Genomic DNA, 13,538 nt, shown 5'->3' on the forward strand with positions numbered 1-13,538 from the left:
TCAGCCGTGATGCGCGGCCTCGAGGGCCGGTTTCGGTTTCGTCTCCGGTTTCACGGCGTCGACGTCGAGGTACTGCACCAGGTCCTTCGAGAAGAACAGGTCGAGCGTCCAGTCGAGCGCGACGCGCAGCTTCTTCTCGAAGCGGGGAAGCTTCGAGAGATAAATCGTGCGCCACATCCACCACGCGAGAAAGCCGGAGAAGTTCACGCCGAGAATCCGCGCGACACCCGTGCGTCGGCCGATCGAGGCGAGAAGTCCGAGCGTCGCGAAGGTGAAGGGGCGGAGGGCTTCTCCGCGGATCGACGCGGCGACGTTGCGGGCGAGCGTGCGCCCTTCGCGGATCGCGTGCTGCGCGGTGGGGGGATGGAAGCCCCCCGTGCCGTCGGGGACCGACGCCGCGTCGCCCACCGCCCAGACCCCGGGGTGGCCCGGGACGCGAAGGTATGGGTCCACGAGCACGCGCCCGCGTTCCTTCATACAGGGAAGCTCCGCCAGCATCGGGTTCGCGGCGGTCCCCGCGGTCCACACGAGGGTGCGGGCCTCGACCGTCGTGCCGTCGGTGAGGCGGACGAGGTCGCCCTCCACCCTCGAGACCCTGGCCGAGGTGCGGATCTCGACGCCGCGCTCGGCGAGTTTCCGCTGGGCGTACCGCCCGAGCTCGGGGCCGAGCTCGGGGAGCACCACCTCCTGCGAGTGGACGAGGACCATCCGGAGGTCCTCGCGCTTCACGTTCGGGTAGTGCGGGAGGGCCTCGCGGACGAAGTCGTTCATCGCCGCGATCGTCTCGACTCCCGCGAAGCCGCCGCCCGCGACGACGAAACCCAGCAACGGGCGCCGCTCGTCGCAGGCGCACTCGGTGTCCGCCTCCTCGAGGTGCGCGATCATCCGGTTCCGCAGGTGCATCGCGTCGGCGAGCGTCTTCATCGTCCGTGCGCGCTCGGCGACCCCGGGAAGGCCGAAGAAGTTCGTGACCGAGCCGAGGGCGAGCACGAGGTGGTCGCAGGTGACCTCGTGTTCGTGACCGTCGGAGCCGTGGCGGAGCACCGCCGTCTTCGAAGGAAGGTCCACGCGGACGACATCCCCCTCGAAAAACTTCACGCGTCGGAGCAGCTTGCGCACCGGGCTGACGATGTTCGTCGGGTCGAGATCGCTCGCGGCGACCTCGTGCAGCATCGGCGTGAAGAGGAAGAAGTTCTCCCGGCCGACGAGGGTGATCTCGACGTCGGGGTCGCAGCCGATCGTGCGGTCGAGCTCGAGGGCGGTGTAGATCCCGCCGAACCCTCCGCCGAGGATGAGAATCCTTGTCCTGGTCTTCATGGCGGCGGTGGGATGCCGCGCCCGCGTCCCGGGATTCGCGAAACCGGTTCGCCCGGAGCGGCATCCCAGCTTCGAGTCGGCGCTCCGGGCGCCGAGGGAGGACGCCGGAATGCTGGAGCCCCGGGCCGTCGGATTCTCCGTGACCCACATGGACGCGCTGGCGGCGTGGGCGATCTGGACCGGCGGGCTGGCCTGCGCGATGTGGACCGCGCACCGGGAACGGCGCCGCCGCGGCGATGCCGATCCGGCCTCGGGGTTCCCCGTCGGAGGGCCGGTCCCCTCGATCGAGGATCCCGCCGTCGACGCGGACGCCCTGCTCGTCCGACGACTCCGGGCGGGCGAACGGCGCGCCTTCGAGGACGTGGTCCAGCGCTACAGCGGCCGGATGCTGGCCGTCGCGCGGCGATTCGTCCGCGAGCCGGAGGATGCCCGCGACGTCGTCCAGGAGGCGTTCATCTCCGCATTCCGCAACTTCGACAGCTACCACGGCGAGGCGCGCCTTTCCACCTGGCTTCACCGGATCGTGGTGAACGCCGCGCTGATGCGGATCCGCAGCCGGAGCCGCAGGCCGGAGGAGTCGATCGAGGCGTTGCTCCCGAAGTTCGGCGAGGACGGCCACTCGGTGCAGCCCGCGCACCTCTGGGTCGAGACGACCCACGAGAGCGTGGAGCGCGAGCAGCGCGCCGCGCTCGTGCGCCGCTGCATCGACGAGCTGCCGGATTCGTACCGGACCGTGCTGCTCATGAGGGACATCGAAGAGCTCGACACGGCCGAGACGGCGGCCCTGCTCGGGACGACCGAAAACGCCGTCAAGATCCGGCTCCATCGCGCGCGGCAGGCCCTTCGCGCCCTGTTGGACCCCCACCTGCGGAGGACGCGCGCATGATCACCTGCCGAGATTTCGTCGAGTTCCTGTGGGCCTACGTCGCCGGGGAGCTCCCTTCCGACCAGCGATCCGAGTTCGACGCGCACATGGCGATCTGCCCGCACTGCGTCAACTACCTCGACTCGTATGCGAAGACCGTTCGGCTCGAGAAGGCGGCGTTCGAGAACCTCGACGAGCCCGTTCCCACCGAGATGCCCGAGGAGCTCGTGAAGGCGATCCTCGCCGCGCGGGGAAAGGGCGGGCGGTAGCCTCAGCTCCGCCCGCCCCTTCCGATCAGAGCCTCACCCGATACACGCTCGTCCTTGCCGTGAGGAACAACGTCCTCCCGTCGTCCCCCCCGAATGCGAAGTTCGCCGGGAGCTCGGGAAGCCGGATCGTGCCGAGGTGTTTCCCCGCGGCGGAGAGGACCCACACGCCGCCGGGACCGGAGACGAAGAGGTTCCCGCGGGGATCGACCTTGATCCCGTCGAGCGCCTCGGACTCCGGAGCCGCGCCCATGTCGAAGAAGACACGACCGTTCGCGAGACCGCCGTCCGGCCGGACCTCGTAACGCATCACGACCTTCCTCTTCGGGTCCCAGTTGGCGACGTACAGGTACGTCTCGTCCGGGGAGAAGGCGAGGCCGTTCGGGCCGAGCAGATCCTTCGAGACCACCTTCAACACGCCGTCCTTCAGTGCGAACACCCCGTAGAAGGGGAGCTCGCGCCGCGGGTCGTCGTGGTACTTCGGAAGCCCGAACGGGGGATCGGTGAAGTAGAGGGTGCCGTCGGAACGGTAGACGAGGTCGTTCGGGCTGTTGAGACGTTTCCCCTCGAACCGGTCGGCGAGGACGGTGATCGCCCCGTTCGGTTCGAGGCGCACGACGCGCCGGCGGCCGTGTTCGTCGATCGTGAGACGCCCCTCGGCGTCGAGGGCAAGCCCGTTCGATCCGGGCTGGCCGTATTCACCCACGTCGAGCCCGGCGTAGCCGCTCTTGGTGCGATAGACGCTCACCTGGCCGTCCGGGGCCCAGCGATAGATCGCGTTCGCGTTGGGGTCGCTGAACAGCAGGTAGCCGCCCTGCTTCACCCAGACGGGTCCCTCCGTGAACTGGAAGCCCCGCGCCACCCGCTCGAACACCGCGTCCCTCGGAACGACGGCGTCGAGGGCGGGATCGAGGCGTTCGACGGTCGCCTTCACGACCTCGAACGCCCCGAGCTTGCCCGACTTGAAGAAGTCCAGAGTCGCCGAACGCACCCACACGCGGTTCTTCGGCGGCTCGGCAAGTGGACCGTTCGCGGCGAAAACCTCGAGCTTGAACGTGCGACCCGGCTTCGCGTCGGAGGTGAGCACGACCCGGTTGGGGGCGTTGAACCCCTTGATGAGCGCCCCTCCGGTCTGGCCGAGGACCTTGGGCAACGCCCCGTCCACGCGGATCTCGGCGTAGTCGTCGACCACGATCTCGAAAACGACCGCGTTCCCCGCCGTCGAGAGGGTCCCGACCTTCTCCGGGATCGTGACGCTCGTCCGGTACCAGGCGAACGCGCGTCCTCCCATGGTGCGGCGGGTCTCGAGGGCTTCCGGGAGGATCGCCTCGTCGGCCCCGTCCCCCTCGGCGAACCTCCACTGGGCCTTGACGAGCGCGGCGCCCTCGGCCGACTGAAGATCGACGATCGCGTCGGGATTTCCGGCCACGGGGGCGTCGGGGGTGACCTGGGCGGCGGCGGGGAGCGCCGCGAGCGCAACGGAGAGGACGACCCGGCGCATCATCGGGTCTCCTCCACCTTGACGACGTAATAGAGGAAGGGAGCCTTGACCTCGCGGAACCAGTGCGGCGTCCCCGCCGGGACGACCGCGACGTCCCCCTTCTTCAGCGTGAGGGTCTTCCCGCCGTCGATCGACGCGCCGCGAACCTCGCCGGGTGCGGTGGACTTTCCATCCACCACGCTCCCGCCGACCACGAACGTCGCCTCGCCGTCGAGCACGTGGATCGTGTCGGTTTCGGCCAGGTGGACTTCCGCGGCGCCCGCCTTCTCGCGGCGCGAGGCGTGGATCTTGTAACCCGGCACCTCGACGAGGGGCTTTCCCTCGGCGAAGGCGGCGGCGACCTCCTTCGAGGGGATGAAGGTGGTCTCGGCGGACGCGACCGACGCTCCCGCCGCGGCGGCGACGACGGCGATGTCCTCGTCCTGCTGGGCGCTCGCGGCTCCGGCGACGCCCACCGCGCCGACGACCTGCCCGTGGACGACGACGGGGACGCCCCCCTGCAGCGGGAGCAGCTCTTCGTTGGCGACGAGGGAGAGACGGCCGTTCTTGATGGCGTTCTCGAACAGGCTCGTCGGCTTGCGGAAGTTCGCCGCCGAGCGGGCCTTGGCGATCGCGATGTTGGACGCGGCGGCGAAGGTGCCGTCGAGACGGACGAGGGCGAGCAGGTTGCCGCCGTCGTCGACGACGGCGATCGCGCCGCCCGCGTCGTGCTTGCGGGCCTCGGCTTCGGCTGCGGCGACGACTGCGCGCGCTCCGCCGAGGGTGAGGGAGGGTTTGTTCTCGACGCGGGGGGCCGCCTGGGCGGCCCCCGCGATCGCGACGGACAGGAGAAGGGCGAGCGTGCGGGACACGGGGACCTCCAGGGAATGAAGGAAGGGAGTTACTTGGCGGCCGGAGTGAAGGAGGCTTCGCCGAGGTTCACTTCGGCGAAGGCGCACCAGATCTGGACCTTGGCGACGTCCTTCACGTACGAGGGGACGGTGATGGTGCGGTTGACCTTGTCGCCCTTGATCGGCAGGCGCTGGAGCAGGTAGGTGTTCCCCTTCGAGTCCACGACCTGCCAGTGCGGATCCGGGGTGTCGGGGACCTTGAAGTCATCCGACACGGTGAGGACGATCTTGCCGCCCTCGTTGGAGTGGGTCACGTAACCGGTGTTGGCCTTCGGCCCCTGGAAGGGGGTCGAATCGTGGGCGGCCAGCGCCGGCGCGGCGACGAAGGCCAGGACGGCGGCGGCCAGGGTGAGCTTGCGGATCATCTCGGGATCTCCTTTCGAGTTCGGGACGTCGTGTCCCGCGCAGGGTGGGATTCCCGGTCCCGAAAGGCGTTACGAGGTTTCAGCCGCTCCAGGCGGCGACGAGGCGGAGCACGTCGCGCGTCGTCGCGGGGCGCGATCCCCTCTCCACGTTCGCGCGGCCGATCTCGAAGGCAAGCCGCCACTGCGCGAACAACGTCCTCCACGCGCGGACGACTCCGTGGCGCGGGTCGTAGATGTGCGTCGACTCGGAGAGGACGCCGTTGAGCTCGAGGATCTTCAGGTTGCGCCCGGCGAGCAGATCCGCCTCGGTCGGGGCGCGCAGGTCGAACCGCCCGAAATGGAAGCCACGGACGCCGCGGGCGATCGCGTCGATCGCCGCGATGAGCTCCGGAGTCGCGAACCGCGCGCCGTCGAGGAAGATCGCGCCGCGGCAGTGATTGCCGATCGTCGCCAGCGGGACGCGCTCGCCATCGGGAGGGATCTCCTCCAGGCGGTCGGCGAGTCGCTCGAGGTAGATCCCCGCCATCGCGACGGCGCGCGGATCGTCCAGCACGAGCGCTTCGATGCTGCGGCGGCCGTCGCCGGTGACGAACGGGAGCCTCTTCTCGGTGATCGAGATCACGCGGTCGTCGGCCCAGAACACCCCGAGCTCGGGCCCTTCGACGTACTCCTGGATCAACACGTCGCGCGTCGCCTCACGCAACGCGCGGTCGAGCGCCTCGCGGTCGCGCGCGATCACGACCCCCTCGCCGCGCTCGCCGACATCGGGCTTCACGACGACGGGGAACTCCGCGGTGTCGGCGGTGCGAAAGGCGGCGATCGGGGCGCCCGACGCGGCGAGCCCCTCGAGGATGGCGCGTTTGGACTCGCCGACCAGCCCTCCCGCGGGAAACGCCGGGTTGGCGGCGGTGAAGACCCAGAGCGAACGGTGCTTCAGGGCGAGCCAGGCGACCCAGGCGATGACCGGCGGGTAGAACAGACACCGGGGCCAGAACTCCCACCGCGTCCACCGGCGCCAGAAGCCGACGAGCGCGCGCCTTCCCCTCCAGGTGGCGAGCCGCGTCGCGACGACGAGGGCGAGCGCTCCGAGGACGAAGGCGACCGGAGAAGGCACCGGCAGGGAAGCCGACGCACCCACGAGCAACGGCACCCACACGACCGCTCCGAGGAGCATCAGAAGGGAGACGCGTACGAGGCTTTCCGCCAGGAGCCCCGAGGCCACGTAGGTCGGAAGACGCATCCCCGGCACGAAGCGCGCGACGAGGATCGCGGCGTCGCCGCGCCGCGCGAACCAGAGTTCGGCGCGCCGCCAGGCGTCGGCGCGGATGCGGCGCCGAAGCCACGCGCGCCCCGCGCCCCGTCCGGCGAGCGCCAGCGCGACGTCCCCGACCCAGATGCCGAGCAGGCACGCCAGCGTCGCGGGGAAAAAGCCGAGCTCCCCTCGGGCGACGAGAACCCCCGCCGCGATGCAGGCGAGGTCCTCGCTCGCCAGCGTGAATAGGGCGAGGCCCGCCAGCAGCGCGGTCATCGGGCCGCCGCCGACTCCCAGTGGCGAAGGGTCGAGGGGGCCACGCCGAACTCCTCGGGGGGCTCGATCCCGAAGCTCCGGAGGAACACCGCGACCAGGGCGTAGTGGTGGATCGTGTGGCTCAGCAGCGCGTCGATCTCGCGGCCGACCGAGCTCACCGCGTCGCGCGTGCTTCCCTCTCCGCGGGCCCGCAGGCCGCGGTCCGGCGCGCGAGCTTCCGTCGACTCCAGCCGGTCGGCGAGATCGTCCATGCGTCGCGCCGCCTCGCCGGGAGACGACTCGAACCCCGCGTCGCGGCGACGGCTCTCGTAGTCGATGCGGCCGGCCGCCGCGCCGTCGAGGAACGCCTCGTAGAACTCCGCGACGTGCCGGAGGTGCTTGCCGATCGTGCCGCCGGGGAGCATCGGCAACGTGGACGTGAACTGCTCGGCGGGGAGGGAGCGTGCGATCGCGGCCCCCTGCCGGAGCAGCGCCGCATTCAGGAGAAGGCCGCTCTCCGGTGCAGCTGTCGAACCGTCGTGCACAAGGCCTCCGCGAGGACCTTGCGGTCCGCGTGGTGCCGCGCTCCGGGACCGAAGACGACCTTCGCCTCGAATCCCGGCAGCCGCAGCAGGTCGAAGAAGTGCCGGAGAAAGGTCATGTCGCCCCACCAGGCCACCGCTTCGCGGGCCGAAGGAGACCCCTCCGGCGTGCGGTAGGCGACGGCGCAGCAGGTGAGCGGAGCCGCGCCGGACGCCGCGGGCTCGAGGAGCGACGACTTGAACGGGAGCACCTGCGATCCGTCGGTACTCGTCCCCTCGGGAAACAACACGACGGAGCGGCCGTGCTCGAGGGCTCCGCGCATCGCGGCGGCGACCCGGCCGACGTCGGTGCGCCGCTCGCGGTCGATGAAGACGGTGTCCACGGCGCGGGCGAGGTAACCGATCACCGGCCACCGCGCGACCTCGGACTTGGCCACGAAGGCGCAGTCGGTCAGGGTGGCGAGGATCATCACGTCGATGTAGCTGACGTGGTTCGACACGAGCAGCGTCGCACCCCTCGGGACCTCTCCCTCGACCGAGACGGTGGCGCCGAAGATCCGGACGAGACCGCGCGACCAGAACCGCTGCACCCGCGCGTTCCACCTCGCGCGCGCCGATCCCGCGGTCACGACGTGCCCGGCGAACAGGACGAGGGCGACGCCGGCGGTGAACGCCGCGAAAAGCGCGGAGCGGAGCAGGGCGCGCATGAGGCTCATGCCCCCCGATTGTGGTCCGAAACGCCCGGCGCGAACAGGCGCAACACCGCCGGGTCCATCGCCGCGAGGTCGATCAGCATCAGGAAGTCGATCGTCTTGAACGCGCGGTCGATCGCGGGAGGGCCGCAGACCTTCGCGCCGTGGCGAAGGTAGGTGTGGAACAGGATCGGCAGGCGCACCGGCGCCAGCTCGCGCGAGCGCCCGTCGTCCTCGCAGGCGAACCCCGGGTTCGGCAGGACCTCGAACCCCGGGTGCTGATGTCCCGATCGCCGCAGGTCGGCAAGCGCCCGCAACCCCACCGAAGGGTCCTGGCTCGTCAGCGACGAGCACCCGAAAAGGTAACGCTTGCCGTGGGCGAGGACGTATTCGGCCAGCCCGCGCCAGAGAAGGAAGAGCACGCGGCGGTTGCGGTACGGCTTCGCGATGCAGGCGCGACCGATCTCGACCGCCTCGTCGAGGATCCCGGCGGGGAGTCCCGCGAGGTCGAACTCCCCCGCCGCGTAGAAGCCGATGCCTTCGCGGGCGCGTTCGGGGGTCTGCAGGCGGTAGGTCCCGACGACCGCGCCGGTGGCGACGTCCTCGACGAGAAGGTGGTCGCAGAACGCGTCGAAGGGGTCTTCGTCGCGCCCCGTCTTCCACGAGGCGTCGAGCCCCTCGTCGAGCTCGAGGTTGAACACCTCGAAACGCAGCCGAAGCGCGGCGTCGACGTCGCGGGAGCCCCGCGCGAGGCGAACCCGATATCCCGAGGCAACGGCTTCGAGCGGCACGACGTGCATCGACGGGTCCTCCGCGTCGGGAGTGCGATGCCGCCTGATGCGGGGTGGTTTCACGAACGCGACGAAAACGGAAACACCCCCCCGCAGCCGGCATCCCACGCGCCGGAGGACACGATGGACACCTGCACCACGCTCACCGGATGGAGGAAGGGGGCCGCCTGGGTCGCCCAGATCGGGGCCGCGGTCATCCTGGCCCAGACGCTCTTCTTCAAGTTCACCGCCGCCCCCGAGTCGGTCTACATCTTCACGACGCTCGGCATGGAGCCGTGGGGGCGGATCGGCAGCGGGGTCGCGGAGCTCGTCGCCGTCGTGTTGCTGCTCCGGGCGAGCACCGCGGTCTTCGGGGCCGGGCTCGCCATCGGTCTGATGGGCGGCGCCCTCCAGGCCCATCTCGGCAGGCTCGGCATCGAGGTCCAGGGGGACGGCGGGCTGCTCTTCGGGCTCGCCTGCACCGTCCTCGCGGCCTCGCTTGCGATCCTCGTCCTGCGCCGCCGCCAGATCCCGATCCTCGGCGAGAGGTTCGCGTGAGCTCGACTCGACGGGAGTGGCTCGAGGCCGACGGGCTCGGGGGGTTCGCGTCGGGGACCGCGTCGGGGATCCGCACGCGGCGCTACCACGCGCTGCTCCTCGCCGCGGCCCGCCCTCCCGCCGAGCGATTCGTGCTGGTGAACGGCCTCGAGGCGACCGTGGCGACCGCCGCGGGGCGCTTCGCGCTGAGCTCGCAGCGTTACGCCCCCGGGGTCGTGCACCCCGACGGCGCGGCGCGGATCGTGTCGTTCACGGCGACGCCGTGGCCGCGCTGGACGTTCCGTCTCGAGGACGGAACCGTCGTCGAGCAGGAGATCGTCGTGCCGCGCGGGGCGCCCGCGGTGCTCGTGCGTTTCCGCGCGAGCGCTGCGGCGATCCTCACGATTCGGCCCCTGATGTCCGGGCGCGACTTCCACGCTCTCCAGCGCGAGAACGGCGCGTTCCGTTTCGACGCCGAGCCCGCGGGCGACGGCGTGCGTTTCCGGCCGTACGACGGCGTTCCGGCGACCCGCGTGAGGTCGAACGGGATCTACCGGCCGGCTCCGGACTGGTACCGCAACTTCGAATACGAGGAAGAGCGCGCACGCGGCCTGGACTTCGTCGAGGACCTCGCGTCCCCGGGGGAGTGGTCGTTCGACCTCTCGACGGGGGAGGCGTGGATGCTCCTCGTCGCGGAGGTTCCGGGGGCGGAGCGCACCCCGGAGCCCGAGGCGATCGTCGAACTCGAGCGCGCTCGCTGCGACCGTGCCGTCGAGGCGTACCTCGTCGAGCGCGATCGCGGCCTCACGCTGATCGCGGGATACCCGTGGTTCGGCGACTGGGGGCGGGACACCTTCATCGCGATCCGGGGACTGTGCCTGGCGACCGGCCGCCGGAAGGAGGCGGGCGCGATCCTCTCGGCGTGGGCGGGCGCGGTGTCCGAGGGGATGCTCCCGAACCGTTTCCCGGACCATGGCGAGACCCCCGAATACAACAGCGTGGACGCCTCGCTGTGGTACGCGATCGCGGTCCACGAGTACCTCGCTTCGGGGAAGACCCCGGTGAGAGAGCGCGACCGCCTGCGCAAGGCGGTCGGCGAGATCCTCGAGGGGTACGCCCGCGGCACGCGCTTCGGGATCCGACTCGACGGGGACGGCCTGCTCGCCTCCGGTGTCCCGGGGGTGCAGTTGACCTGGATGGACGCCAAGGTCGGCGACTGGGTCGTTACCCCGCGCACCGGCAAGGCGGTCGAGATCCAGGCGTTGTGGCTCAACGCCCTGCGCGCCGCCTCGGCGTGGGATCCGCGTTGGACGGAAACCTGGCGACGCGGCTCGGAGTCGTTCGTCACGCGCTTCTGGAATCCCGAACGCGGCTACCTCCTCGACGTCGCCGACGTCGACCACGTTCCCGGCCGCGACGACGCGAGCTTCCGGCCGAATCAGATCCTCGCCGTCGGCGGCCTCCCCTGGAGTCTGCTTCCGCAGGCGGAGGCCCGGCGCGTGGTCGATGCCGTCGAGGCGCGGCTGTGGACGCCGCTCGGACCGCGCTCGCTCGCACCGGGCGAGCAGGGCTACGTCCCGCGTTACGCCGGCGGCGTGCTCGAACGCGACGGCGCCTACCACCAGGGGACCGTCTGGCCGTGGCTCGCGGGGCCGTTCGTCGAGGCGTGGGTTGCGGTGCGCGGCGGCACGATCGAGGCGCGGCGGGAGGCGCGCGCGCGGTTCCTCGAGCCGCTGCTCGCCCACCTCGACGACGCCGGGCTCGGCCACGTCTCCGAGATCGCCGATGCCGAGGCGCCCCACGAGCCGAAAGGGTGCCCCTTCCAGGCATGGTCGCTCGGCGAGCTGCTGCGCCTGGACCGCGTCGTGCTGCGGGAGGCGGCATGAACGCGCTGATCGAGGCGGCGGCGCTGGGCACGTTCATGGTGTCGGCGAGCGTCTTCACCGTGTTGCTCGAACACCCGGCTTCACCCTTCCGCGCCGCGATTCCGTCGGACGACGCGAGGCGGCTGCTGATCGGGATCGCGATGGGGCTCACGGCGATCGGGCTCATCTACTCCCCGTGGGGCCGCCGCTCCGGGGCGCACATGAACCCCGCGGTGACCCTCGCGATGTGGCGGCTGAAGAAGATCCCCGGCCCCCAGGCCGCCGGCTACGTCGCCGCGCAGTTCGTCGGCGGGGTGGCCGGGATGCTCGTCGCGAGGCTCCTGCTCGGGAGCGCCCTCGAGCACCCGGCGGTGAACTTCGTCGCGACGGTTCCGGGCTCGGCCGGGTCGGGCGCCGCCTTCGCGGCGGAGCTCGCGATCTCGTCGATCCTGATGCTGGCTGTGTTGGCCGCCTCGAACACCCCGCGGCTCGAGCGCTTCGCCGGAGTCGTCGCCGGGACCCTCGTCGCGACCTGGATCTTCCTCGAGGCGCCGCTCTCGGGGATGAGCATGAACCCCGCGCGCACCTTCGCGTCGGCGGCGGTCGGGAACGTGTGGGAGTCCTGGTGGATCTACTTCACGGCGCCTCCGACCGGCATGGTGGCGGCGGCGTCGCTCTATTCCGCCCTGAGAGCGGGGCACGTGCGTTGCCTCTGGCACGCCTGCGAGGCGAGTCGATGAACGACAACCGCTACGACGTCATCCTCATCGGCACCGGGGCGGGGGGCGGCACGCTCGCCTGGAAGCTCGCTCCCTCAGGGAAGCGCATCCTGATCCTCGAGCGCGGCGGCTACGTCCCGCGCGAGAAGGAGAACTGGGACCCGAAGCTCGTCAACGTCGAAGGGCGTTACCAGGCGAAGGAGACCTGGTACGACCGGAACGGCAAGCCGCTGCACCCGCACACGAACTACTTCGTCGGCGGGAACACGAAGTTCTACGGCGCGGCGCTGTTCCGGATGCGCGAGCGGGACTTCGGAGCGTTGCGCCACGCGGGGGGCGTCTCCCCCGAGTGGCCGATCGCCTACGCCGACCTCGAGCCGTATTACACGCAGGCCGAGCGCCTCTACCAGGTCCACGGGGAGCGCGGCGTCGATCCGACCGAGCCCGAAGCGTCGGCTCCGTACGCCTACGCGAAGGTCTCGCACGAGCCGCGGATCCAGAAGCTCCACGACGCCCTCGAGAAACTCGGGCACCGGCCGTTCCACGTTCCGCTCGGGATCCGGCTCGACGAGTCCAACCCTCGGAAGAGCGCGTGCATCCGCTGCAACACCTGCGACGGCTTCCCTTGCCTCGTGCGCGCGAAATCCGACGCCGAGGTGATGGCGGTCGAGCCGGCGCTCCAGCACGCGGGCGTGACCCTGCTCACCGGCGCGTACGTCGAGCGCCTCGAAACCGACGCGTCGGGACGTTCCGTCACGAGGGTGCACGTCGTGCGCGACGGCGAGCGCGAGGTCTACGAGGGCGGGATCGTCGTCGCCTCGTGCGGCGCGATCAACTCCGCCGCGCTGCTCCTGCGCTCGGCGAACGACCGCCACCCGCAGGGGCTCGCCAACGGCTCCGGAATGGTCGGCCGCCACTACATGGGGCACACGAACTCCGTCCTGATGGCGATCTCGAAGGAGCCGAACGCAACCGTCTTCCAGAAGACCCTCGCGTTGAACGACTTCTACTTCGGCTCGAAGGAGTGGGACCACCCCATGGGGCACATTTCCTTCGTCGGCAAGCTCGACGCAGAGACTCTGGCCGGCGGGGCGCCGCCGTTCGTGCCGGGGCTGACCCTCGACGTGATGGCGAAACACTCCCTCGACTTCTGGCTGACCTCCGAGGATCTTCCCGATCCCGACAACCGCGTCACCCTGAATCGCGACGGGAAGATCGTCCTCGCCTACACGCCGAACAACGAGGAAGGGCACAAGCGGCTGATCGCCAAGCTCAAGGACCTCCTCGGGCATCTCGACTGTCGCGAAACCCTGATTCCGAGAAACCTGTTCGTCGGGCAACGCATCCCGTTGGCGGGGGTCGCCCACCAGTGCGGGACCCTGCGGTTCGGCCACGATCCCGAGACCTCGGTGCTCGACGTGAACAACAAGGCCCACGAGCTCGACAACCTGTACGTGGTGGACGGGAGCTTCTTCCCGTCGAGCGGCGCGGTGAACCCGGCGCTGACGATCATGGCGAACGCGCTGCGCGTCGGGGATCACCTCCTGGAGCGGCTGTCGTGATCGCGGCGCTGCTCCTCGCGGCGGCCTCCGCGGTGGACTCGGTGTCGATCGTCGTTGCCGACCTCGATCGCTCCACGGCCTTCTACCGCGACGTGCTCACCTTCGAGAAGACCGGAGAGGGGGAGTACTTCGGCGACGAC

Annotated in this window: 14 protein-coding genes; 6 read left to right on the forward strand and 8 right to left on the reverse strand. The window is 70.5% G+C overall.

The genetic code is table 11. From position 1 onward, the window contains the following. Positions 1 to 1,317 carry an NAD(P)/FAD-dependent oxidoreductase gene (locus VF139_02505; protein HEX6850251.1) on the reverse strand — a complete coding sequence of 439 codons (1,317 nt, stop codon included), beginning with the start codon at positions 1,315 to 1,317 and terminating at the stop codon, positions 1 to 3. Between VF139_02505 and VF139_02510 the strand changes: the two genes are divergently transcribed. Together VF139_02510 and VF139_02515 are read left to right on the forward strand one after the other, a co-directional pair. After that, positions 1,292 to 2,203 carry a sigma-70 family RNA polymerase sigma factor gene (locus VF139_02510; protein ID HEX6850252.1) on the forward strand — a complete coding sequence of 304 codons (912 nt, stop codon included), beginning with the start codon at positions 1,292 to 1,294 and terminating at the stop codon, positions 2,201 to 2,203. The two genes, VF139_02505 and VF139_02510, sit on opposite strands and share 26 nt — an antisense overlap. After that, the gene (locus tag VF139_02515) at positions 2,200 to 2,451 is read left to right on the forward strand and encodes a zf-HC2 domain-containing protein (GenBank protein ID HEX6850253.1); all 252 of its coding nucleotides are present in this window, start codon (positions 2,200 to 2,202) and stop codon (positions 2,449 to 2,451) included. The genes VF139_02510 and VF139_02515 overlap by 4 nt, the downstream gene beginning before the upstream one ends. A 25-nt stretch (positions 2,452 to 2,476) precedes the next feature. Here VF139_02515 and VF139_02520 read toward each other — a convergent pair whose 3' ends face one another. From VF139_02520 to VF139_02550, 7 genes are all read right to left on the reverse strand, one after another. Beyond that, positions 2,477 to 3,949 carry an SMP-30/gluconolactonase/LRE family protein gene (locus tag VF139_02520; GenBank protein HEX6850254.1) on the reverse strand — a complete coding sequence of 491 codons (1,473 nt, stop codon included), beginning with the start codon at positions 3,947 to 3,949 and terminating at the stop codon, positions 2,477 to 2,479. Then, positions 3,949 to 4,800 (reverse strand): heme-binding protein, encoded by an 852-nt coding sequence (locus VF139_02525; GenBank protein ID HEX6850255.1) that lies wholly within the window; start codon positions 4,798 to 4,800, stop codon positions 3,949 to 3,951. The genes VF139_02520 and VF139_02525 overlap by 1 nt, the downstream gene beginning before the upstream one ends. A gap of 29 nt (positions 4,801 to 4,829) precedes the next feature. Continuing rightward, positions 4,830 to 5,204: a hypothetical protein gene (locus VF139_02530; GenBank protein ID HEX6850256.1), complete on the reverse strand. Its 375-nt coding sequence runs from the start codon at positions 5,202 to 5,204 to the stop codon at positions 4,830 to 4,832. A gap of 79 nt (positions 5,205 to 5,283) precedes the next feature. Beyond that, a complete protein-coding gene (locus VF139_02535; GenBank protein ID HEX6850257.1) occupies positions 5,284 to 6,732 on the reverse strand; it encodes a VTT domain-containing protein in 1,449 nt (482 codons plus the stop codon). After that, on the reverse strand, positions 6,729 to 7,256 hold the full coding sequence (locus VF139_02540) for a DinB family protein (protein ID HEX6850258.1): 528 nt from the start codon (positions 7,254 to 7,256) through the stop codon (positions 6,729 to 6,731). The genes VF139_02535 and VF139_02540 overlap by 4 nt, the downstream gene beginning before the upstream one ends. Then, positions 7,211 to 7,969 (reverse strand): lysophospholipid acyltransferase family protein, encoded by a 759-nt coding sequence (locus VF139_02545; GenBank protein ID HEX6850259.1) that lies wholly within the window; start codon positions 7,967 to 7,969, stop codon positions 7,211 to 7,213. Before VF139_02545 ends, VF139_02540 begins: the two co-directional genes overlap by 46 nt. Then, on the reverse strand, positions 7,966 to 8,745 hold the full coding sequence (locus VF139_02550) for a GNAT family N-acyltransferase (protein ID HEX6850260.1): 780 nt from the start codon (positions 8,743 to 8,745) through the stop codon (positions 7,966 to 7,968). Before VF139_02550 ends, VF139_02545 begins: the two co-directional genes overlap by 4 nt. 114 nt (positions 8,746 to 8,859) lie before the next feature. On the opposite strand from VF139_02550, the gene VF139_02555 reads away from it, so the two are divergent. The 4 genes from VF139_02555 to VF139_02570 are packed head-to-tail and all read left to right on the forward strand — an operon-like array spanning position 8,860 to position 13,398. Then, complete coding sequence (locus tag VF139_02555) at positions 8,860 to 9,273, forward strand: hypothetical protein (GenBank protein HEX6850261.1); 414 nt, start codon at positions 8,860 to 8,862, stop codon at positions 9,271 to 9,273. Continuing rightward, complete coding sequence (locus VF139_02560; GenBank protein HEX6850262.1) at positions 9,270 to 11,138, forward strand: amylo-alpha-1,6-glucosidase; 1,869 nt, start codon at positions 9,270 to 9,272, stop codon at positions 11,136 to 11,138. The genes VF139_02555 and VF139_02560 overlap by 4 nt, the downstream gene beginning before the upstream one ends. Beyond that, on the forward strand, positions 11,135 to 11,857 hold the full coding sequence (locus tag VF139_02565; GenBank protein ID HEX6850263.1) for an aquaporin: 723 nt from the start codon (positions 11,135 to 11,137) through the stop codon (positions 11,855 to 11,857). Before VF139_02560 ends, VF139_02565 begins: the two co-directional genes overlap by 4 nt. Continuing rightward, on the forward strand, positions 11,854 to 13,398 hold the full coding sequence (locus VF139_02570) for a GMC family oxidoreductase (protein HEX6850264.1): 1,545 nt from the start codon (positions 11,854 to 11,856) through the stop codon (positions 13,396 to 13,398). The genes VF139_02565 and VF139_02570 overlap by 4 nt, the downstream gene beginning before the upstream one ends. Positions 13,399 to 13,538 lie beyond the last annotated feature (140 nt).

The organism is Candidatus Polarisedimenticolaceae bacterium (genome assembly GCA_036376135.1).
Lineage (GTDB): Bacteria > Acidobacteriota > Polarisedimenticolia > Polarisedimenticolales > DASRJG01 > DASVAW01.

Excerpts from the sequence above, each read along its gene's own strand:
- VF139_02530 (HEX6850256.1), bottom strand. The coding sequence starts at position 5,204 with ATGATCCGCAAGCTCACCCTGGCCGCCGCCGTCCTGGCCTTCGTCGCC.
- VF139_02515 (HEX6850253.1), top strand. The coding sequence starts at position 2,200 with ATGATCACCTGCCGAGATTTCGTCGAGTTCCTGTGGGCCTACGTCGCC.
- VF139_02505 (HEX6850251.1), bottom strand. The coding sequence starts at position 1,317 with ATGAAGACCAGGACAAGGATTCTCATCCTCGGCGGAGGGTTCGGCGGG.
- VF139_02550 (HEX6850260.1), bottom strand. The coding sequence starts at position 8,745 with ATGCACGTCGTGCCGCTCGAAGCCGTTGCCTCGGGATATCGGGTTCGC.
- VF139_02545 (HEX6850259.1), bottom strand. The coding sequence starts at position 7,969 with ATGAGCCTCATGCGCGCCCTGCTCCGCTCCGCGCTTTTCGCGGCGTTC.
- VF139_02565 (HEX6850263.1), top strand. The coding sequence starts at position 11,135 with ATGAACGCGCTGATCGAGGCGGCGGCGCTGGGCACGTTCATGGTGTCG.
- VF139_02570 (HEX6850264.1), top strand. The coding sequence starts at position 11,854 with ATGAACGACAACCGCTACGACGTCATCCTCATCGGCACCGGGGCGGGG.
- VF139_02520 (HEX6850254.1), bottom strand. The coding sequence starts at position 3,949 with ATGCGCCGGGTCGTCCTCTCCGTTGCGCTCGCGGCGCTCCCCGCCGCC.
- VF139_02510 (HEX6850252.1), top strand. The coding sequence starts at position 1,292 with ATGAGAATCCTTGTCCTGGTCTTCATGGCGGCGGTGGGATGCCGCGCC.
- VF139_02535 (HEX6850257.1), bottom strand. The coding sequence starts at position 6,732 with ATGACCGCGCTGCTGGCGGGCCTCGCCCTATTCACGCTGGCGAGCGAG.
- VF139_02555 (HEX6850261.1), top strand. The coding sequence starts at position 8,860 with ATGGACACCTGCACCACGCTCACCGGATGGAGGAAGGGGGCCGCCTGG.